This window comes from Aciditerrimonas ferrireducens (genome assembly GCF_023130475.1).
Classification (GTDB): Bacteria; Actinomycetota; Acidimicrobiia; order Acidimicrobiales; family UBA8190; genus Aciditerrimonas; species Aciditerrimonas ferrireducens.
Genome location: NZ_JAKHEX010000013.1, coordinates 12,667 through 33,351 on the forward strand (window position 1 = coordinate 12,667; position 20,685 = coordinate 33,351).

Annotated in this window: 18 protein-coding genes and 1 tRNA gene; 5 read left to right on the top strand and 14 right to left on the bottom strand. The window is 74.8% G+C overall.

Annotated features, from left to right (window positions below; genetic code table 11):
• Positions 1–15: 15 nt before the first annotated feature.
• The 10 genes from Acit_RS08365 to tig all read right to left on the bottom strand — a co-directional run bounded on the left by Acit_RS08365 (position 16) and on the right by tig (position 10,566).
• Positions 16–774: a TIGR03936 family radical SAM-associated protein gene (locus Acit_RS08365; RefSeq protein WP_248108007.1), complete on the bottom strand. Its 759-nt coding sequence runs from the start codon at positions 772–774 to the stop codon at positions 16–18.
• Positions 771–2,717: a TIGR03960 family B12-binding radical SAM protein gene (locus Acit_RS08370; RefSeq protein WP_248108009.1), complete on the bottom strand. Its 1,947-nt coding sequence runs from the start codon at positions 2,715–2,717 to the stop codon at positions 771–773. Before Acit_RS08370 ends, Acit_RS08365 begins: the two co-directional genes overlap by 4 nt.
• 87 nt (positions 2,718–2,804) lie before the next feature.
• A complete protein-coding gene (gene mreD / locus Acit_RS08375; RefSeq protein ID WP_248108011.1) occupies positions 2,805–3,392 on the bottom strand; it encodes a rod shape-determining protein MreD in 588 nt (195 codons plus the stop codon).
• Positions 3,389–4,195 (bottom strand): rod shape-determining protein MreC, encoded by an 807-nt coding sequence (gene mreC / locus Acit_RS08380; RefSeq protein ID WP_248108013.1) that lies wholly within the window; start codon positions 4,193–4,195, stop codon positions 3,389–3,391. Before mreC ends, mreD begins: the two co-directional genes overlap by 4 nt.
• 43 nt (positions 4,196–4,238) lie before the next feature.
• The gene (locus Acit_RS08385) at positions 4,239–5,270 is read right to left on the bottom strand and encodes a rod shape-determining protein (RefSeq protein WP_248108015.1); all 1,032 of its coding nucleotides are present in this window, start codon (positions 5,268–5,270) and stop codon (positions 4,239–4,241) included.
• 171 nt (positions 5,271–5,441) lie between these two features.
• Positions 5,442–5,852 carry a nucleoside-diphosphate kinase gene (gene ndk, locus Acit_RS08390; protein WP_248108016.1) on the bottom strand — a complete coding sequence of 137 codons (411 nt, stop codon included), beginning with the start codon at positions 5,850–5,852 and terminating at the stop codon, positions 5,442–5,444.
• Between the two features lie 12 nt (positions 5,853–5,864).
• On the bottom strand, positions 5,865–7,244 hold the full coding sequence (locus tag Acit_RS08395; protein ID WP_248108018.1) for a bifunctional folylpolyglutamate synthase/dihydrofolate synthase: 1,380 nt from the start codon (positions 7,242–7,244) through the stop codon (positions 5,865–5,867).
• A 7-nt stretch (positions 7,245–7,251) separates the two neighbouring features.
• Complete coding sequence (clpX, locus tag Acit_RS08400; RefSeq protein ID WP_248108020.1) at positions 7,252–8,526, bottom strand: ATP-dependent Clp protease ATP-binding subunit ClpX; 1,275 nt, start codon at positions 8,524–8,526, stop codon at positions 7,252–7,254.
• A 28-nt stretch (positions 8,527–8,554) separates the two neighbouring features.
• A complete protein-coding gene (locus Acit_RS08405; protein WP_312710320.1) occupies positions 8,555–9,184 on the bottom strand; it encodes an ATP-dependent Clp protease proteolytic subunit in 630 nt (209 codons plus the stop codon).
• Positions 9,181–10,566: a trigger factor gene (tig, locus tag Acit_RS08410; protein WP_248108022.1), complete on the bottom strand. Its 1,386-nt coding sequence runs from the start codon at positions 10,564–10,566 to the stop codon at positions 9,181–9,183. Before tig ends, Acit_RS08405 begins: the two co-directional genes overlap by 4 nt.
• A gap of 131 nt (positions 10,567–10,697) precedes the next feature.
• Between tig and Acit_RS08415 the strand changes: the two genes are divergently transcribed.
• A complete protein-coding gene (locus Acit_RS08415; RefSeq protein ID WP_248108035.1) occupies positions 10,698–12,980 on the top strand; it encodes a diguanylate cyclase domain-containing protein in 2,283 nt (760 codons plus the stop codon).
• Here the strand turns inward: Acit_RS08415 and Acit_RS08420 are convergent.
• Entirely contained in the window at positions 12,977–13,981 is a 1,005-nt protein-coding gene (locus Acit_RS08420) for a Ppx/GppA phosphatase family protein (RefSeq protein ID WP_248108043.1), read from the bottom strand. The genes Acit_RS08415 and Acit_RS08420 overlap by 4 nt on opposite strands.
• 56 nt (positions 13,982–14,037) lie before the next feature.
• Here Acit_RS08420 and Acit_RS08425 point away from each other — a divergent pair, with 56 nt between their 5' ends.
• Positions 14,038–15,045, top strand: a complete 1,008-nt coding sequence (locus Acit_RS08425; protein WP_248108045.1) for a zinc-dependent alcohol dehydrogenase family protein — start codon at positions 14,038–14,040, stop codon at positions 15,043–15,045.
• Positions 15,045–16,232 carry a mechanosensitive ion channel family protein gene (locus Acit_RS08430; RefSeq protein ID WP_282436619.1) on the top strand — a complete coding sequence of 396 codons (1,188 nt, stop codon included), beginning with the start codon at positions 15,045–15,047 and terminating at the stop codon, positions 16,230–16,232. The genes Acit_RS08425 and Acit_RS08430 overlap by 1 nt, the downstream gene beginning before the upstream one ends.
• 19 nt (positions 16,233–16,251) lie before the next feature.
• Here Acit_RS08430 and Acit_RS08435 read toward each other — a convergent pair whose 3' ends face one another.
• The gene (locus Acit_RS08435) at positions 16,252–16,866 is read right to left on the bottom strand and encodes a histidine phosphatase family protein (protein WP_248108047.1); all 615 of its coding nucleotides are present in this window, start codon (positions 16,864–16,866) and stop codon (positions 16,252–16,254) included.
• A gap of 48 nt (positions 16,867–16,914) precedes the next feature.
• Here Acit_RS08435 and Acit_RS08440 point away from each other — a divergent pair.
• Positions 16,915–16,986: transfer RNA gene (locus tag Acit_RS08440), tRNA-Pro, on the top strand.
• A 37-nt stretch (positions 16,987–17,023) separates the two neighbouring features.
• A complete protein-coding gene (locus tag Acit_RS08445) occupies positions 17,024–17,440 on the top strand; it encodes a hypothetical protein (RefSeq protein ID WP_248108049.1) in 417 nt (138 codons plus the stop codon).
• On the opposite strand, the gene Acit_RS08460 is transcribed toward Acit_RS08445, so the two are convergent.
• Positions 17,373–19,004, bottom strand: coding sequence for an AMP-binding protein (locus Acit_RS08460; RefSeq protein WP_282436620.1), 1,632 nt, complete (start codon positions 19,002–19,004; stop codon positions 17,373–17,375). The two genes, Acit_RS08445 and Acit_RS08460, sit on opposite strands and share 68 nt — an antisense overlap.
• A gap of 52 nt (positions 19,005–19,056) precedes the next feature.
• Positions 19,057–20,670, bottom strand: coding sequence for an ABC1 kinase family protein (locus tag Acit_RS08465; protein WP_248108051.1), 1,614 nt, complete (start codon positions 20,668–20,670; stop codon positions 19,057–19,059).
• Positions 20,671–20,685: the final 15 nt, after the last annotated feature.

Below are 20,685 nucleotides of genomic sequence, written 5' to 3' on the forward strand. Positions count from 1 at the left end.
GATCCTTCCTCGTGGTCACCGGGCCGCCCCCTCGGGGACGAGGGCCGGGGGCCCGGCATCGAGGGGCTCCCGCCGGGAGCCCTCGACGTTCGTCCATTGGTGGGTCCGGCGCACCAGGGCGCCGGGGATGCCCAGGGCGCGGGCCAGGCCGTCGGGGCGGGCACCGGGCACCCCGGTGGCCAGCTCGGCCACGACCTGGGGACCGGACGGTTCCGGGTCGGCCTGGGGGTCCTCGACCCGCAGCGCCAGCAGGCCGGGGCGGAGGTCCTCTTCCACGAGGGCCCCTCGCCGCTGTCGGGCCACCGGCACCGACTCCGCGTCCAGCAGCTCGGCCGCCCGCCGTCGAAGCGCAGCAGGGTCGGCCCCAGGGGCGAGGAGCTGCCACTCGCAGGCGGTCACGATCTGCTGGAGGGAGCGCGAGGATCCCTCGAGGACCGCGGCCGCCAGGACCGCCACCCCCTGGGGCAGGGCCGGCCCGAGCTCCCGGCGGACCAGGTCGGGGAGGGCCGGACCGGCCTCCAGGAGCCCAGGCGTGGGTTCGAGCCGCACGTCCAGGTACTCCGCCGTGGACTCGCACCCGGTGGGCAAGGCCAGCCCGAAGCTCAACAGGGGATGGGGGGAGAAGCCGGCGGAGTAGGCCACCGGCAGGCGGGCCCGGCGCAGGGCCCGCTCGAGGACCCGGGCCAGGTCCCGGTGGGAGAGCCAGCGAAGCTTGCCCAGCTTCGTGTACCGCAGCCGCAGCACCAGCCGGCCGTCCCCGCCCTGGTCGGTCACCGGCCGGCCCCCACCGGCAGGAACCGGACCGGGACCCGGCCCCCGCTCGCCAGGTCCTGGCCGGTGCCCTGGCTCCCCCCCGCGGGCGGCGTGGTCGAGGCCACGACGTGCTCCAGGCCGAACCCCGTGCAGGCGCCGCAGTCGTAGCACGGGGTCCACCGGCAGTCCTCCACCCCCTGCTCGGCCAGGGCGTCCTGCCAGTCCTGCCAGAGGAAGTCCCGGTGCAAGCCGGCGGAGATGTGGTCCCAGGGCAGGGGCTCGTCCTCGGCGCGCTCCCGGTGGACGAGCTCGTCGAGGGAGAGTCCCTCCTCGGCCAGGGCGTCCTCCCAGCGGGCCAGCTCGAAGCGCTCCGACCACTCCTGGAAGGTGCCCCCGGCCCGCCAGACCCGCTCGATGACCGCGCCCACCCGACGGTCGCCCCGGCTGAGCAGCCCCTCGACCGCCGAGGCCGCCGGGTCGTGCCAGCGCAGCGACGCCCCCCGGACCCCCCGCAGGGCGTCCTTCAGCAGCCCGACCTTGCGACGCAGCTCCTCGGGGGTGTCCTGCCGGGCCCACTGGAAGGGCGTGTGGGGCTTCGGCACGAACCCGCCGACCGACGCGGTCACGGTCACCGACCGGTGGTGGGCCCGGCCGATGGCCACGCAGCGCTTCGTCAGCTCGGCGATGCCGAGGACGTCCTCGTCGGTCTCGGTGGGCAGGCCGATGAGGAAGTAGAGCTTGACCCGCCGCCACCCCTGGGCGAAGGCCGCCTCGACGGCGGCGTAGAGGTCCTCTTCGCGAATCAGCTTGTTGATGACCCGCCGCATCCGCCACGTCCCGCCTTCGGGGGCGAACGTCAACCCGGTCCGCCGGGTCCGCTGGATCTGGGCGGCCAGGCCGACGGTGAAGGCGTCCACCCGCAGGCTCGGCAGGCTGACGGCCACGGGCCCGAGGCGGCCCGGGGCGTCCATGACCGCCCGCACGGTCTCCTCGATGCCCGAGAAGTCGGCGGTCGAGAGCGAGGTCAGGGCCACCTCGTCGTAGCCGGTCCGGGCCAGGCCCTCGCGGACCATCCTCGCGACCTGGGCCGCGGGGCGTTCCCGGACCGGTCGGGTGATCATGCCTGCCTGGCAGAACCGGCAGCCTCGGGTGCACCCCCGGAACACCTCGACGTTGAGCCGGTCGTGCACCACCTCGATGAGGGGCACGAGCTGCCGCTTCGGGTAGGGCCAAGCCGCCAGGTCGGCCACCGTCCGCTTCTCCACCCGCTCGGGCGCCTGCGGGAACCGCGGCCGCAGGCTCACGGGCCGCCCCGCCGGGTCCAGCTCGGGCTGGTAGAGGGCCGGGACGTAGACCCCGGGCACCTGGGCCAGGGCGAGACGCAGGGCGTGGCGACCCTCGGGCCCCGTCCAGTCCCCGCCGCCGAGCACCTCGGTCAGCTCCCCCACCACCTCCTCGCCGTCGCCCAGCACGAAGGCGTCCACGAAGTCGGCCAAGGGCTCGGGGTTGAAGGCGCAGTGCCCGCCGGCGAGCACCAGGGGATGGCTCGAGTCGCGCGCCGCGCTGCGCACCGGCAGGCCGGCCAGGTCGAGAAGGTTCAGGACGTTCGTGTAGGTGAGCTCGGCCGCCAGGTTGAAGGCGATGACGTCGAAGGCTGCCGCGGGCCGGTGGGTCTCCAAGGAGAACAGCGGGACCCCGGCCGCCCGCATGGCGGCCTCCATGTCCACCCACGGCGCGTAGGTCCGCTCGGCCGCCGCGTCGGGCCGTTCGTTCAGGATCTCGTAGAGGATCTGGAGCCCCTGGTTGGGCAGGCCGATCTCGTAGCTGTCCGGGTAGACCAGCAGCCAGGAGACCCGTCCCGGTCCATGGCAGGGCTCTTGGGCACCCAGCTCCCCGCCGATGTACCGGGCCGGCTTCTCGACCTGGGCCAAGAGGGGCTCGATCCGTGGCCACAGGTTCTCCATCGCTGCTCGCAGTCTAGGTCCCCGGCGCGCCGAACCGGGGAGATCGTGGCGTGCCGCGCGCCTAAGGCCACGTTCGGTGTTCCTGCGTCAGGTGCGGACGCGCCCGGGGGCCGCCGATCCCCCGAGTCCCGGGCCGGGACGGGCCGGCTCCTCGACCGGCAGGGCCCAGCGGACCGCCCGCAGCACGAGCGGTCCGAGGACCAGGCCGCCCACGGTCACCACCACGAGGGCTGGGGGCAGGTAGGCCGTGAGCGCCTTGGGCACCCCGAAGAGCGCCAGCAGCACCCCGCGCAGGACCGTCCCCGCCGCGGCGCCCGCCGCGACCAGGGGGACCGCCATCCAGAGCGACGGTCGAGCGCGGCCTGGCCGCAGGCTGCCGGCGGCGGCCCCGAGGAGGGTGCCGACGAGGGCCGAGAGGCCGAAGGGGGTGGGGAGGACCAGGTCGGTGACGAGCCCCACGACGAACCCGACGCTGGCCCCCCGATCCGGGCCGGCCAGCAGGCCCACGGCCACCGGCAGGAGAACCAGGAGATCCGGATGGGCGCCGGCCACGCGGACGCCGTCGAGCAGGGAGAGCTGGAGGACCAGGCTGACCACCACCACCAGGGACAGCCGGACCAGGGCTTCGAGGGGCAGGGGCTGGCTGCCCTCGAGGGGCGCTTCGACCTGGCTCATCCCGGCGGTTCCCAGGCCAGGACGTCGACGAAGCCCAGGCTCCCCAGGTCGGCGACCGGTCGGGCGCTGACCGTCGCCTGGGTGCCAGCCGCCGTGCTCCGGACGCTTGAGGTCGACAGCAGCTCCCCCCGGTGGATCGGCGCCCGGTTCGGGACGTAGTCGACCCGCAGGGCCGCACCGGGGCCCTGCCCGCTGGCGGCCGCCAGGGCCCCAGCGGTGCCGTAGGTCACCGAGACGACGCTGCGGGAGTCGGTGATGAGCTCGACCGTGGCCTGATGGCTGGCCACCTGGACGACCCGACCGACCAGCCCCAGCCCGTCCACCACCGGCATCCCGACCGCGACCCCGTCGTCCTGGCCCTTGTCCAGGGTGACCGTCGCCTCGAAGTTCGAGCTGCTCTGGCCGATCACCTCGGCGGTCACCGTCGGGATGGTGGCCACGTCGACGAAGGGCAGGTGCTCGAGCCGGGCCAGCTGGTCGAGCTCCCGGCGTTCGGTCCCCAGCCGGAGCACCTGCCCCTCGGCCCGGCGAAGCTCCAGGCGCAGCTCGGCGTTCTGCCGGGCCAGGGAGCCGTACTCAAGGGCACCGGCGAAGAAGTGGCCGACCGGGTGCAAGACGTCGTCGACCGCCCGTTCCACCGGGTTCAGGGCGTCGGCGGTCGAGCGGCGGGCCGCGTTGACCGCTCCGTGGAGCTCACCCCGGTAGTCGAGGGTCACCAAGACGGCCGAGACAACCACCAGGCCCAGGACCCGGAGCCACGTCCGGCGGACCCGGCGGGCCCGGCGAGGACGGGGCCGGGCCATGCTCAGGGCCGACCGGCCCGGCGACCGGCTCGTCGAGTCACCATCAAGCGGGCGAGGAGGTGATGAGGACCTGCTTCAGGGCCTCGAACTCCTCGAGGCACTGGCCGCTGCCGACCGCCACGCAGTTCAGGGGGTCGCGGGCCACCACGATGGGCATCCCCGTCTCCTCCTGCAGCCGGGCGTCGAGGCCGTGAAGCAGCGCGCCACCCCCGGTCAGCACGATGCCCTGCTCCATGATGTCGGCGGCCAGCTCCGGGGGGGTCTTGTCCAAGGTGACCTTCACGGCGTCCACGATGGCTGCCACCGGCTCCTCGATGGCCCGGCGGATCTCCTCGGTCGAGACCACCACCGTCTTCGGCAAGCCGGTCACGAGGTCCCGACCCCGGATCTCGGCGTGCAGCTCCTCCTCCAGGGGGTAGGCGGAGCCCAGGGCGATCTTGATCTCCTCGGCGGTCCGCTCCCCGAGCGCCAGGCTGTACTCCTTCTTGATGTAGGCGATGATCGCCTCGTCCAGCTCGTCGCCACCGATCCGGACCGACTGGCTGGTGACGATCCCCCCGAGGGAGATGACCGCGACCTCGGTGGTCCCCCCGCCGATGTCCACCACCATGTTGCCCGTCGGCTCGTGGACCGGCAGCCCGGCCCCGATGGCCGCTGCCATGGGCTCCTCGATGATGTAGGCCTTCCGGGCCCCGGCGTACTCGGCCGCCTCCATCACCGCCCGCTGCTCCACGCCAGTGATGCCCGAGGGGACGCAGATGACCATCCGGGGCTTGGCGAAGCGCCGCTGGTGGACCCGCTGGATGAAGTAGCGGAGCATCTTCTCGCAGATCTCGAAGTCGGCGATCACCCCGTCCTTGAGCGGCCGGATGGCCTGGATGTGGCTGGGGGTCCGACCGATCATCCGCTTCGCCTCGGCTCCCACCGCGAGCGGGCGGCCGTCTCGGACGTTGACCGCCACGACCGAGGGCTCGTTCAGGATGATGCCCCGGCCCCGGACGTAGACCAGGGTGTTCGCCGTTCCCAGGTCGACGGCCATGTCCCGGCCGAGCAGGAACAACCGGTTCTCTGCCATGGCAAGCCTCGCTCTTCGGATCGCTCGGGGAGGGGGTGCCCAGCGGGCCCGGCAGGCACGGACCGGAGCCCCGCCGGCGTCGGGCCAAGGCTAGGGGATCTGGACGGCTCGCTCAAGGCGCCAGGCCCCTCCGGCCCGCCAGTCGGCCTCGGGACCGGGCGACCCCCCGGCTCACGCCAGCTGCGGGAAGAAGAGGGCGATCTCGCGGGCGGCGGCCTCCGCGGAGTCCGACCCGTGGACCAGGTTCTCCGCCGTTTCGGTGGCCAGGTCCCCCCGGATCGTCCCCGGCGGGGCCTCGGCCGGGTTGGTCGGCCCCATCAGGGTCCGCAGGATCCGCCAGGTGTCCTTCGGCCCCTCCACCACCGCCACGAAGGCCGGCGAGCGGGTGATGAAGGCCAGGAGGTCGTCGTAGAACGGCTTGCCCTGGTGCTCGGCGTAGTGGGCGGCGGCGAGGTCCCGGGGGATGACCTCCAAGCGGCCGACCACCAGCCGCAGGCCCTTGCGCTCCAGTCGAGCCAGGACCTCCCCGACCAGGCCCCGCTCGACCCCGTCGGGTTTCACGATCAAGAGGGTGCGGTTCACGAGGGGGGCAGGCTAGTCGCCCGGCCGCCGTCGCTCCGACGCCATCACCCCCTGCTCGCCGGCCTCCGCCAGGAGCAGGGCACGGGCGGCTGCAACCACGTAGAGCGAGCCGCAGACCACGACTCGCCCGTCGGGCCCGGCGGCCGACCGGGCCGCAGCCAGGGCGAGGTCGACCTCGGGGAAGCTCACCGCGGCGACCCCGGCGCTCCGAGCCGCCGCCACCAGCTCCTCGGGCTCGACCCGGCGGGGCGACGGGGCTGGGACGCACAGGACGCTGGCCACCCCGGCGCGCCGCAGGGCCTGGACCATGGCCGTGGGGTCCCGGCCCTGGAGCAGGCCCATGACCGCCACCGTGGGGCCGGCCACCACCAGCTCTTCTTGGAGGGCGCGGCCCAGGGCCTCCATGCCGGGCACGTTGTGGGCCCCGTCGAGGACCACGAGCGGCTCGCGCCCCAGGACCTCCAACCGACCCGGGACCCGGACCCGGCCGAGGGCCTGGTCGACGACCTCGCGAGGCAGGGGCCCGTCGAAGAACTCCTCGGCCGCGGCCACCGCGGTGGCGGCGTTCACCCCCTGATGGGCGCCGTGCAGGCCGAGGAGCACCTCGGGGTAGCTGGCCCGGGGGCCGACCAGGTCGACCAGCCGGCCACCGACCGCCGGCCGGTTGGCCCGGCAGTCGAAGTGCTCGGGTCGGGTGACCAGCGTCGTGCCGATCTCGGCGGCCCGGCGGGCGAAGACCCCCCGGAGGTCCGGGGCCGTCTCGGCCACCACGGCGGGCGCGCCGGCCTTGATGATGCCGGCCTTCTCCCCGGCGATGTCGGCGAGGGTGGGCCCGAGGAGGTCCACGTGGTCGTAGCCGATGCTGGTGATCACGGCCACGTCGGGCCGGACGACGTTCGTGGCGTCCCAGCGGCCCCCCAGGCCGACCTCGACGACCGCCACGTCCACGCCGACGTCGGCGAACCAGGAGAAGGCCGCTGCCGTGAGCAGTTCGAAGCGGCTCGGCGGGGCGGGCAGCAGGGGCTCGAGGCGCCGCAGCTCTGCGAGGACCTCGGCGAGGTCCTCGTCCGCGATGGGTTCCTCGCCACGGGCGATCCGCTCGTTGACCCGGTGGAGGTCCGGGCTCGTGTAGACCCCGACCCGCAGGCCCCGGGCCTCCAGGAGCGCAGCGAGCATGCGGACCGTCGAGCCCTTGCCGTTCGTGCCGGTCACGTGCAGCACCCGGTAGGCGTCCTGGGGGTCGCCGAGGACGGAGCAGAGGGCCCGGATGCGTTCCAGGGTCGGGGGTGCCACCTTGCCCGGGAGGGTCTGCTCGAGGTTCGTGTGCTGGTCGAGCCACTCGAGGAGCGCCGCCAGCTCCCCGTCGGCTCCCGCCGAGGGCCTCGTCGTCACCGCCCGTTCAGGAGGCGACCCGTCGGGGCCGGGGCTTGGCGGGCTCCCCGTGGGGGACCAGCGTCGGGTGGACCCGCTCCAGCACCACGCTCCGGTCGATCACGCAGCGTCCGACGTCCTCCCGGCTGGGCAGGTCGTACATGACGTCGAGCAGGACCTCCTCCAGGATGGCCCGCAGGCCCCGGGCGCCGGTGCCCCGCAGCAGGGCCTGCTCGGCGACCGCCTCCAAGGCGTCCGGGGTGAACTCCAGCTCCACCCCGTCGAGCTCGAAGGACCGCCGGTACTGCTTGACCAGGGCGTTCTTCGGCTCGACCAGGATCCGGATGAGGGCCTCCTTGTCGAGGTTCGACACCGCGCCGACCACGGGCAGACGACCGATGAACTCCGGGATGAGCCCGAACTTCATGAGGTCCTCGGGCAGCACGTGCCGCAGGATCTCGTCGTCCCGGACCTGGCCGCTGCGGCGCACGTCGGCCCGGAAGCCGATGCCCTTGCGCCCGATCCGGCTCTCGATGATCCGTTCCAAGCCGGCGAAGGCCCCTCCGCAGATGAAGAGGATGTTCGTCGTGTCGATCTGGATGAACTCCTGGTGGGGGTGCTTGCGCCCCCCCTGCGGCGGCACCGAGGCCGTCGTCCCCTCCAGGATCTTCAACAAGGCCTGCTGGACCCCCTCCCCCGAGACGTCCCGGGTGATGGAGGGGTTCTCGCTCTTGCGGGCGATCTTGTCGATCTCGTCGATGTAGATGATCCCCGTCTCGGCCCGCTTCACGTCGTAGTCCGCCGCCTGGATGAGCTTCAGCAGGATGTTCTCCACGTCCTCGCCCACGTACCCGGCCTCGGTCAAGGCCGTGGCGTCCGCGATGGCGAAGGGCACGTTCAGCATCCGGGCCAGGGTCTGGGCCAACAAGGTCTTGCCGCACCCCGTCGGGCCGAGCAAGAGGATGTTGGACTTCGCCAGCTCCACGTCTTCGCCGCCCTGGGCAGCCCCGGACTGCACCCGCTTGTAGTGGTTGTAGACGGCGACCGAGAGGATCTTCTTCGCGTAGTCCTGCCCGATGACGTAGTCGTTCAGGAAGTTGAAGATCTCCCGGGGCTTGGGGAGCTCCTCGAAGGACAGCTCGTTGGTCTCGGCCAGCTCCTCGGCGATGATGTCGTTGCAGAGGTCGATGCACTCGTCGCAGATGTAGACACCCGGACCGGCGATCAACTTCTTCACCTGCTTCTGCGACTTGCCGCAGAAGCTGCACTTCACCAGCTCCCCACCGTCCCCGAACTTGGCCACCGGCGGTGCTCCCTTCCTCGCTGCCAGGCTAGGCGACGCCGACCGCCTCGGCGGCGGCCTCCGCGTCCCGGGTCGTCAGGATCTCGTCGATCAGGCCGTACGCCACGGCTTCCTCCGCCGTCATGACGAAGTCACGGTCGGTGTCCGCCGCGATCCGCTCGACCGGTTGGCCGGTGTCCCGAGAGAGCATCTGGTTCAGCAGGTCCCGCATCCGCAGGATCTCCCGGGCCTGGATCTCGATGTCACTGGCCTGGCCGCCCACCCCGCCCCAGGGCTGGTGCAACAGGATCCGAGCGTGAGGCAAGGCGAACCGCTTGCCCTTCGCCCCACCGCCCAACAGGACGGCTGCTGCCGAGGCCGCTTGCCCGAAGCAGAACGTCGAGACGTCCGGCTTCACGAACTTCATCGTGTCGTAGATGGCGAACAGGGCGGTGATGTCGCCACCGGGCGAGTTGATGTAGAGGTGGATGTCCTTGTCGATGTCCTCGTACTCCAGGAACAGCAGCTGGGCGCAGATCAGGTTGGCCACCGCGTCGTCGATGGGGGTGCCCAGGATGATGATGCGCTCCTTGAGCAGCCGAGAGTAGAGGTCGTAGCCCCGCTCGCCCCGGGCGGTCTGCTCGATCACGGTGGGGACCAGGTACCCGTGGGCTCTCACGCCTCGACCTCCACGTCGTTCCCCTCCCCTGCGGGCTCCTCCCCACCAGGCTCGTCGTCTGGACTGGGGGCCGCAGGGTCGCCAGCCTCCAGCACTGCCCGGTCGAGGGGGTTGCCGTCCTCGTCGACCAGGGCGACGTGCTCCTCGAGCCACGCCAACGCCTTCGCTTTTCTCCGCTCCGAGCGTACCGCGGCCAGTCGGCCGGTGCGCTCGAGCCGCTGGCGCAGCTCGGCCGGGGCCAACCCGAGCTGCCCGGCGGCCTCGGCCACGGCGTCGTCCAGCTCGGCCTCGTCGATTTCGATGCCCTCGGCGTCCGCCAGGGCCCGCAGGGCCAGGTCGGCCAGGACCGCTCGGCGGGCCTCCTCGCGCAGTTCGTCCCGCAGGGCCGCCTCGTCCCGGCCGGTGGCCTGGAGGAGCTGCTCCAGGGTCATGCCCTGGCCCGCCAGCTGGTGACCGAGCTCGTGGAGCCGCTCGTCGATCTCCTGCTCGACCAGGACCTCCGGGGGCTCCTCGGCCACCAGGGCCACCAGGGCCTCGAGGGCCCGCTCCCGGCGCAGGGCCAGCGCCCGGGCCTGCTTCACTCGCCGCAGGCGGGCCCGGAGGTCGGCTCGGAGCTCGGCCAGGGTCTCCTTGTCCGACACCTCAGCCGCCCACTCGTCGGTCGCCTCGGGCAGGACGTTCTCCTGGACCTCCTTCACCAGAACCCGGACCGTCATCGGCCCTTGCTCGGGCAGCTCGGCCTCGTAGGTCAGGACCTCCCCCGGCTTGGCCCCCCGGAGGTGCTCGTCGAGCTCGGGCAGGGCACTGGCGCTGCCCAGCTCGTAGACGTAGTCCTGCACGTCCAGGTCGTCGGCGCCCTCGCGACTGGCGTGGAGGTCCACCGTCACGAAGTCCCCGTCGATCGCCGGACGGTCCGCGGTCCGCAGCTCGCCATGCTGGCGCCGCAGGCGGGTGAGCTGCTCCTCGACCTCCTCGTCGTCCACGCTCAGGCCCGGCAGGGTCACCTCGAGGCCCTGGTAGCCGGCGACCGAGACCTGGGGCCGGACCTCCACGAGGGCGTCCACGGTCAGCGGTCCGGCGTCGGCCAGGCCTCGGACGTCGACCTCGGGCGCCCCGATCGGGTCGATGGCCGTCTCGGCCACCGCCTGGGCGTAGACCTCGGGCAGCAGATCGCTCACCGCCTCCTCCCGGAGGGCCAGAGGACCGCCCAGCCGGCTCTCGATCACCCGCCGGGGCACCTTCCCCGGCCGAAAGCCCGGGACCCGGACCTGCCGGCTCAGCCGGCGGACCGTCGCCTCCACGGCCCGATCCACCTCGGCGGGGTCCAGCTCGATGGAGAGCTTGACCCGGTTGCCCTCGACCGGTTCGGCGGTAGCTCGCATAAGGAGACCCGAGTGTACCGGCCCCCCGGCCCGCCGGCGGCCCTCTCGAGGGGCCGCCTGGGCGGCCCCGGACCCGTTCGCCCAACGACTCGCTCGCCAGGCGTCCTCCTTCGCGCCTAGCGTGTCGGCCGATGCCCTTGGGCCTGCCTGCGGCGCCCGGGCCTCCGACGGGGGGCGCGAGCGGTCCCACCACGGTCGGTCGCGACGCGCTGCTGGCCCAGGTGGCCTGGCTGGCCCGGCAACTGGCGCTCGCCGCGGCCCTGGCCGGCGACCCCAGGACCCCCTACGAGCCCGGCCAGGTGCTGGCCGAACTGGTCGGTCGGGTCGCCGAGACCGTCCGGGCCAAGGCCCACGTGGCGGCGGCCGCCCCGGCCCCCGGCGACACGGCGCGAACCTGGTCGGTGGGCTTGCCCCCCGAGGAGGCCGCACAACTGGTCCGTGGCCTGGGGGCCGGGCGCCACGCGCCGAGCGCCGAGCTGCTCGTGGCTCCCATCGCCTCGGACCGCCGCCACTTCGGCTGGCTCTGCGCCCTCGGCCCGGCCGAAGGCGCCTGGTGGCCGACCGATCAGCAGACCCTGGAGGTCTTCGCCCAGGGCACTGCCCACGCCCTCGAGACCTTGGCGGCCCTCCACGACCTCCGTCACGCGGAGAGCACCGCCCGGGCCCTCTTGGACCTGGCCCACCGCCTGGCCCAGGTCTTCGGGGTCGAAGAGGTCGCCGAGACCCTGGCGTCGGCCGTCGCCGAGGTCACCCAGGCCGGCCGGGCCTCGACGTGGCTGTGGGACCCCCACGAGGGCGCGCTCGTGCGGGTGGCGGTGGCCGAGCCGGTCGCTGGCCGTCAGGAGGCGAGGGCCACGACAGGGGCCGAGCGCGTCGCCCTGCGACCCGAGGACGACCGCTTGGCCTGGCAGCTGGTCACGACCCGGTCGACCGTCGTCGCCGACCTGGAGGAGGTCGGTCCGACCGTGGCCGCCATCCTCCGCCGCAACGGCTGCCGTTGGGTGGCGGCGGTGCCGGTCGTGGCCGGCGGCGAGCTGCTCGGCGCCGTCACGGCGGCGTACACCAGCGAGCCCCCGGCGCTCAGGCGGGGGCCCGGCGAACTGGTCGAGCGCCTCCAAGGGCTCGCGGACCAGGCGGCCACCGCCATCGCCAACGCCCGCCTGCTCAGCCAGATGCAGCACGTGGCCTGGCACGACCCCCTCACCGGCCTGCCCAACCGCCGGCTCCTGGAGGACCGCACCGCCCAGGCCCTCCGCCAGGCGGAGCGCACCGGGCAGGCCGTGGGCCTGCTCTTCGTCGACCTGGACCATTTCAAGACGGTCAACGACACGCTGGGCCACAGCGCGGGGGACCAGGTCGTCACCGAGGCTGCGGACCGGCTCCGGAACCTGGTGCGCACCCAGGACACGGTGGCGCGCTTCGGCGGCGACGAGCTGGCCATCCTCCTGCCCGAGGTCAGCGACCCGGCGGCCATGGAGCAGCTGGCCGAGCGGGCCCTGGCCGCCTTGGCCGAACCCTACGAGCTGCCCACCGGGCCCCTCACCGTCACAGCATCCATCGGCCTGGCGAGCGCGCCGCCGGTCGAGCGGAGCTTCGCCGCCCTCCTGCAGGCAGCCGACCTGGCGATGTACGAGGCGAAGCAGGCCGGCCGCAACCGGGTCCGGCGGGCGAGCCGGCCCCGGGCCCTCCCGCTAGGAGAGGGAGCCACCGGGGCGTCGACGGTCCCCGGCGCTGCCCTGGCCGACCAGCCCTTGCCCTGCACCCCCATCCTCCGGCTGGCCGACCACGCGACCATCGGGGTCCTCCTGGAGCCCGCCCCCACCTGGCCGGCGGCCATGTCCCTCCTGGCAGGGTCCCTGGCCGTCCTGGCCAGCTGGCCCACCACGCCCCCCAGCGCCCTGCTGCCTGTCCCCGCGGCCGAGCTCTTGCGTCCCGGGCACCTCCACCAGCTGCTCCGGACGGTCCAGGACGCTGGTGTGCCCCCCGAACGGGTGGTCGTACTCCTCGAGACCAGCACCCCGCCCGACGACATCGACGACCTCGACCTGGCCACCTTGACCCGCCGCCTCGGCCGGGTCGGCATCCGGTGCGCCCTCCCCTGGGCGCTCGGCCGCCGCCCGGGGATCCTCGAGGCGGCCCGGCCGGCCGTCGTGGTGGTCGAGGCGCCTGCCCTGCGAAGCGGCTGGCGCCCCGAGGACGACTGGCGGGGGCCCCTCGGCTCGGTGCCCCCGGCCCGCATGGCCCTCGGGCTGCGCGACGCCCTCGACCTGGCGGCCGCCGGGGACCTCGGCGTGAGCGCGGCGACCGGCCCGCTGTTCGGGCCGACCCGCCGGGACCTTCGCGACCTGTTCCACCAGGCGGTGGCGGCGGCGTCCCCGGCCAGGACCGAGGAGCACCCGACACCCCCCGCCTAGGGCTGGACCGGGCTCGCCCGCCGCAGCGGCCCCCGCCCGGCAGCCGACCGATCCCCGAGCAGCTCGGGGAGCCGGCCGGTCCCAAGCGCCCAGGCGGCACCCTCCCGGAGGCCCCACTCGCTGACCACCAGGGAGCCGGCACCGAGCACGCGCACCACCCCGCTCACCACCGCAGCCCCCGGGGCGACCGTCCCGACCCGTCGGGCCGGCATGCCCGGCAGGCGGGCCCGCTCGGCCACCGGCAGCTCAGCCAGCCGGCGGGCCAGCTCGGCCAGCTCCCCCGGGCTCAGGGCGACCTGGTGCACCGAGCCCTGGCGGCGGACCGGAGCGGTGGCCAACCGGGCGAGGGCCTTGGCCGTCCCTCCGCTCAGCACCACCCGGTCCCGGGGCACCCCGTGGCGCTCGATGAGCTCGGGCCAGCCCACCACGGCCGCTGCCGCCCGCCGCTCCAGGCGCCGCCGGGCCGCAGCCCCGAGGGGGTCCCGCCAGGCCAGTTCGCCGGCCAGCCGGGCGGCCCCCAGCGGGGCCGAGGCGCTCGCCAGCACGCGCCCGTGGCGTCCCACGGCCAGCTCGAGGCTCCCGCCCCCCAGGTCCAGGCTCACCATGCCCCGCTGGTCGTGCCAGATCGCCTGGTGGTGCCCGAACGCGCACAGGGCCGCCTCGGCCGGGCCGCTCAGCACGAAGACCGGGAGCCCGAGGGCCTCGCTCAGGTCCTCGACCAGGGAAGCCCCGAGGGGGGCGTCCCGGAGGGCGGCCGTGGCCAAGGCCGCCCGCCGCACCGGCGCCCAGGGCTCGGCGGCCTTCGCCAGGCCCCGGGCGGCGCGCAGGGCCCCCTGACGCACCACGGGCCACGGTGCACTGCCCCCACCGAGGGCCTCGCCCAGGTGGACCCCCGCCCGGTGACGGGCCACGGGTTCGAGGCCACCGGCGGTCGACACCTCGGCCACCAGGAGGGAGAACGAGCTGCTCCCCAAGTCGAAGACCGCCACCCGCGGCGACATCGGCCGGACGCTACCGGCTCCGCTCCCCACGCGGCGAGCCGCGCGAGCATGGGCCCGTGGAGGTCTGGGAGGTCCATCGTCCCGGTCCGCTGGCCAGCGGACCCCTCCGGCGCGCCACGCGGCCCGACCCTCGCCCGGGGCCGGGCCAGCTGCTCGTCGAGGTTAGGGCCTGCGGGGTGTGCCGCACCGACCTCCATGTCGCCGAGGGCGACCTCCCGGTCCACCGCCCCGCCGTCGTCCCCGGCCACCAGGTCGTCGGTCGGGTCCTGGCCGCCGGACCCGGCGCCTCCCGGTTCTCGCCGGGGGACCGGGTCGGGGTGGCCTGGCTGGCCTGGACCTGCGGCCGCTGCCGAGCCTGCCGTCTGGGGCGGGAGAACCTGTGTCCCGAGGCCCGCTTCACCGGCTGGGACCTCGACGGTGGCTACGCGGAGCTGCTCGTGGCCGAGGAGGCCTTCGTCTACCGCCTCCCCGAGGGGCTCTCGGACCTCGAGGCCGCCCCCCTGCTCTGCGCCGGCATCATCGGCTACCGGGCCCTGCGGCGAGCCGAGCTGCCCCCGGCCGGTCGGCTCGGGATCTACGGCTTCGGCTCCTCGGCCCACCTGACCGCCCAGCTGGCCCTCCGCCAGGGCGCCGAGGTCCACGTCGTGACTCGGTCCGAGGCCGCCTGCGAGCTGGCCCTGGCCCTGGGCTGCGCGTCGGCCCACACCGCCGGACCTCCGCCGGTCCCCCTGGACGCGGCCCTGGTCTTCGCCCCGGCCGGGCCGGTCCTGGCCGACGCCTTGGCCGCCCTGGCCCCCGGCGGCGTGGCCGTGTCGGCCGGCATCCACCTGAGCGACCTGCCGCCCCTTTCCTACCAGCGCCACCTCTTCCAGGAGCGGGACCTGCGGAGCGTGACCGCCAACACCCGGGCAGACGGGGAGGCGTTCTTGGCCCTGGCGGCCCGCCTGGGGGTCCGGGCGACCACCACCGCCTACGGCTTCGAGGAAGCCGACCAGGCCCTGGCCGACCTGGCCGGGGACCGGCTGACCGGCAGTGCCGTGATCCGCCTGGGGTCGGAGGCCTGATGCCGGCGGCCGCCATCCTCGCCGTCGTGGTCGCGGGCTTCGTGGTCCTCGACGCTGCTGCCCTCGTCGTGGTCCGACGCTCGCTCCGAGCCCCGGCCCGGGCGCTTGCCCGCTCGGTGCTCCGGCACGTCCGGCGGCCGGTCCAGCTCCTTGTGCCCCTGGTCGCCCTGGAGATCGCCCTCACCGCGGTCCGCCTCCCCAGTCAGCTCCGCAGCGACCTCCTGCGGGGCGTCGGGGTGCTCGTGGTCCTGGCCTGCGCCTTCCTGGTGGTGCGGCTCACCGCCGTGCTCGAGGAGCTGCTCCTCAGCCACTACCGGACCGACACCCCCGACAACCTGCGGGCCCGCCAGGTCCACACCCAGATCCAGGTGCTCCGCCGGGTGGTGGTCTTCGCCGTGGCCGTCGTCGCCCTGGCGATCGTCCTGCTCAGCATCCCGGCGGTCCGGGCGGCCGGCGCCGGCCTGCTGGCCTCGGCCGGCATCGCCGGGGTGGTCGCCGGCGTGGCGGCGAAGCCCACCGTGGCCAACGTCGTCGCCGGGATCCAGATCGCCATCAGCCAGCCGATCCGGGTCGACGACGTCGTGGTGGTGGAGGGCCACTGGGGCCGCATCGAGCAGATCGCCCTGACCTACGTCGTGGTCCGCATCTGGGACCTCCGACGCCTGGTCCTGCCCATCTCCTACTTCGTCGAGCAGCCCTTCGAGAACTGGACGAAGTCCCGCGCCGACCTCATCGGCTGGGTCCACCTCGAGGTCGACTTCAGCGCGCCCGTCGACGAGCTGCGCACCGAGCTCCACCGGATCCTCCGGGCCTCGCCCGACTGGGACGGCAACGTCTGGTCCCTCCAGGTCACCCAGGCCGGGACCAGCACCATGCAGCTCCGGGCCCTCATGAGCGCCAAGGACTCCTCGACCGCCTGGAACCTCCAGTGCGCCGTCCGGGAGCAGCTCATCGACTTCCTCCGCCGCCACCACCCCGGCGCCCTGCCCCGCCTGCGGACCACCGCCGGACCCGACCCGGCCCTGGAGCAGCACGCCGGTGACGAGCAGAGCGCCCGCGGTCCGGCCGGCACCCTCGGCCGGCTCCTCGAGGGCACGCCCCCCGGTGCCGCCGCGGCCGCCTCGAGCCGGCCTGCCTCCGGGGTGCCCGGCAACGGCGGACCCGGCCGAGATTCCCCCGGCCCCTGAGGGCCCGCCGCGCCGGGCCTCAACACCCGGCGGCGGGCGCGACCCGCTGAGCCTGGAGCAGCTCGCCGGCCCGCAGGACGACGAGGTCGCCGTTGCGGACCATGGGCCAGGGGGTGCCCGGGGCGCAGGCCGCAGCCCAACCGTGCTCGACCAGGGCCCGGGCCGCCCGGACCACCCCGCCGTGGCTGACCACCACCACTGCCCCACCCCGCTCGGCCGCCCCCTCGGCCAGCCGAGCCAGGACCGGGCCGATCCGCTCGAGCAGCTGCCGGACCGACTCGCCGCCCGGCGGGGCAGCGTCGGGGTCCACCAGCCGACCGGCGCGAAAACCGCTCCAGGCGGTCGGCAGGGGGGCTGGTCCTCCCTCGGCCACCCCGAGGGCCCGCTCCCGGAGGGCGGGCTCGCGCACCGCTACCACGCCCCGTGCTCTGGCCAGGACGCTGGCGGTCTGCTCGGCCCGGCGCTGGTCGGAGCTCACCAGCCCGGCCAAGGGCAGGTCCCGCAGCCGCCAGGCCACCGCTGCCGCCTGGGCCCAGCCCCGAGGGGTGAGGGGTGGGGCGAGGGTTTGGCCCTGGACCAGCCCTCGGCGGTTCCAGGAGCTCTGGCCGTGGCGGACCAGCACCAGCACCGGCACCCCGAGATCCTGCCACCCGCCGGCGCTGCGCGAGACTGAGCGGCCAGACGGGGAGTGGCGCAGCGGTAGCGCACCTGCTTTGGGTGCAGGAGGTCGGGGGTTCAAATCCCCCCTCCCCGACGCGGTGACCAGGCGGAGCGACGGCGAGGAGGAGGCGATGGCGGCCGAGGCGGCCCAGGAGCAGGCGGTGTCGACCGAGGAACCCAGGACCGAGCCGACCGGTCCCGGCTACGAGGACCTCGGGGTCCCGAAGGCCCAAGTGGCCCGCTGGCAGGAGCTGGGCTTCGGTCCCTTCGAGGCCGCCTTGGCCCATGCCGACGGCTTCACCCCGGCCAGCGCACCGGGGGTCCGGCACCTCCTGGCCGAGACCGCCGAGCGCTGGGCGGCCGTCGGCCTGGCCAGCGCCGAGGGCCTGGCCTGGCACCGGGCCGGCTTCCCGCCGGCCGAGGCCCGCCGACTGCTCGACGCCGGGGTCAGCCTCGAGGAGGCCTGGACCGCCCGGACCGTCAGCCGGCTGCGCCGGCGCCGCCCCCCGTCGGCCCGGCGGTCGGCGGCCCCTCCGTCGGCGGCGTAGGCCAGAGCTCCTCCACAAGACGCCGACGGAGCAGCTTGCCGGTCGGGGTGCGGGGCAGGGCCGGCACGAACCGGATCTCCCGCGGGCACTTGTAGCCGGCCAGACGCTCCCGGCAGAACCGGGTGAGCTCGCCGGCCAGGTCGTCGCCGGGAGCGTGGTCGGGGCGCAGCTCGACCACCGCCACGACCCGCTTGCCGAGGTCCGGATCGGGCGCCCCCACGACGGCCGCGTCGGCCACCGCCGGGTGCTCCACCAGGACCTCCTCGACCTCCCGGGGGTAGACGTTGACCCCGCCGGTGATGACGAGGTCGGTCCGCCGGTCGCTCAGGTAGAGGTAGCCGTCCTGGTCCAGGTAGCCCAGGTCCCCCAGGGTGCTCCAGCCCCGGGGGTGGAACGCCGCCCGGGTCCGCTCGGGGTCCCGGTGGTACTCGAAAGGCGGGCTGCCCTCGAAGTAGATCGTCCCCACCTCCCCTGGTGGCAGCTCCTCCCCGTCGGGGCCCACGATGTGCACCGCCCCGGCCACCGGCCGGCCGACCGACCCGGGCCGAGCCAGCCACTCCTCGGGGCCGATGGCGCAGAAGCCGTTGCCCTCCGAGCCGGCGTAGTACTCGTGGAGGATCGGTCCCAGCCACGCCATGGCCCGCCGCTTCACCTCGACCGGGCAGGGCGCGGCGGCGTGGACCACCACCTGCAGGCTCGAGAGGTCGAAGCTGCCCCGGACCTCCTCGGGGAGCTCCAGCAGGCGAACCAGCATGGTCGGGACCACCTGGCTGTGGGTGACCCGGTAGCGGGCCACGGCCTCCAGCCAGCCCCGGGGATCGAAGCGGTCCATGACCACCACCGTGGCCCCGAGCCGGTGGGCGGCCATGGTGAAGCCCAGGGGCGCCGCGTGGTAAAGGGGGGCGGGCGAGAGGTAGACGCTGTCCGGGCCGGCTCGGTAGAGCACCTGGAGGAGGCCGTCCAGGGTGGTCCGCTGCCCGAAGGGCGCCTGGCTCAGCGGCCGCCGGATGCCCTTGGGACGACCGGTGGTGCCCGAGGAGTAGAGCATGGCCTGGCCCTCGAGCTCCGGCGAGCCTGCTGGGTCCTCGGCGGTCAGCGCCGCGAGGTCGAAGAAGCCCTCGAGCGGGCCCCCGGCGGCCACCCGCAGGGCCGGCGGCTCGAGCACCGCCGAGGCCGCATGGGCGAGCTCGGCGAGCTCGGCGTCCACCACCAGGGCCTGGGCTCCGGCGTCCTGCACCAGGTAGCTGGCCTCCCCGGCGGTCAGGTGCCAGTTCACCGGGACCCAGTAGGCGCCGAGCCGCTGGAGGGCCCAGGCCACCTCGAACCAGGTCGCGCCGTTCCGCAGGGCCATGGCCACCGTGCTGCCCGGCCCGAGCCCCCGGCGGACCAGGGCCGCGGCCAGCGCCCGGGACCGACGGTCGAGCTCCTCGTAGCGCAGGACCCGGCCACCCCAGGCCTCCACCACCGCCGGGTGGTCGGGTCGCCATGCGGCCTGGCGAGCCAGGGACCCCGCCGCGACCGAGGCCGGGTCCTGCCGGGCGTCAGTGTCCGTCACCTCGCTCATCCCCCCTCCTCCTTCGCTGCTCCCCTCGAGCCTGCCCGAGCCGGTCCTCCGATCAGGACCGCTCGGCGGCGTCCCCCCGGCCGCCCCCGCTGCGCCAGGCTTCCAGCCGGGTCCGGACCTCCCGACGCCGGGCGTTCAGCTCCGCCACGGTCAGCCCGCTCGTCGCGCCGGGGGCACCGAACGATGCGGCCACCCCGGCCAGGTCGACGGGCACCGGCGCAGCGGGGTCCATCCCCAAGTCGGCCGCCAGCTGGGCGCCGTGGCGGGTCTGGAAGTAGCGCACCAGGCCGACCACCTCGGCCAGCACGTCGAGGTCCGGGGCCATCGCCGCCAGAGCACCGTCCAAGAAGACCAGGTCCTTGACGAAGAGCACGAGGGCCTTCGGCAGCCGAGCTCCGAGGCCCAGCAGGGCAGAGACCACCTGACGGACCTCGGCGACGAGCTCCTCGACGCTCACCGTCAAGGGGTCCAGGGGCGGACGGTCCAGTCCGAGCGCCGCGATGACCTCGGCCGTGGTCCGATCGGCCGGCAGGGCCCCGAGGGTCTGGAGGGCCTCGACCTGGCCGGCCACGTCGTTCGTCGTGACCGCCAGCAGCAGCCGCACCAGGGCTCGGCGCTCGGCGGGACCGAGCCGGCCGGTGATGCCGAAGTCCAGCAGGCCGACCCGGCCGTCCCGGAGGACTACCAGGTTGCCGCCGTGGAGGTCCCCGTGGAAGACCCCCGCGACCATGGCTCCTTCGAGGAGCGACACGAGGGCGACCCGCAGGGCGGCTTCGGGGTCCACCCCCGCCTGGCGCAGCACCTGGCCGTCGCCCCAGGGCAGCCCGAAGAGCCGCTCCATGACCAGGACCCGCCGAGTGACCAGCTCCCGGTGCGGCCGGGGCACCACCAGCTGGTCCTGGCCCATGGCAGCGAGCACCCCGGCCACCTCCAGCATGTGGGCGGCCTCCAGCCGGAAGTCCAGCTCCTCGACGATGGTCTCGGCGAAGACCTCGACCAGGCCCGGCGGGTTGGCCAGCGCGGCCACCGGGATGCGGCCCACCAGCCGTTCGGCCAGCCAGGCCATCATGGCCACGTCCCGCTGGACCCGCCCCTCGATGCCGGGCCGCTGCACCTTCACCACCACCGGGGTCCCGTCCCGCAGCTCGGCGGCGTGCACCTGGGCGATGGAAGCGGCGGCCAGGGGCTGGGCGTCGAAGGACCGGAACGTCTCGCTCAGGCTGGCCCCGAGCTCCGCCTCGACGACGCCCCGGATCGCCCCGAAGGCCACTGGGGGGACCTGGTCCCGGCACTTGCGCATCTCGGCCACCAGCTCGGCCGGGAAGATCCCCTCCCCGGCGGAGACGATCTGGGCCAGCTTCACGTACGTCGGTCCCAGCCGCTCGAACGCCCGGCGGACCCGGGCGGCGAGCACGGCCCGGGACCGCGCCGTCCCCCGGGCCGTGAGCCACCATCCCCCAACCGCCGAGCCCAGGTGCGCCACTGTGCTCGCCAGCCGCGGGGCCGGGGGCAGCCGCCGGTGGGCCAGGGCCCGCCGGGCCACCCCAGCCGCCTCCTCCCGCAGCCCCTCCACGCCGGTCAGCCAGCCCGCGTGGTCGCCCGGCTCGACCCAAGGGGAGCGGGCAGGACCGGACGGCGCCGGGCCGTCCTCCGATGCGGGCTCCACGCCCCGACCGTACCG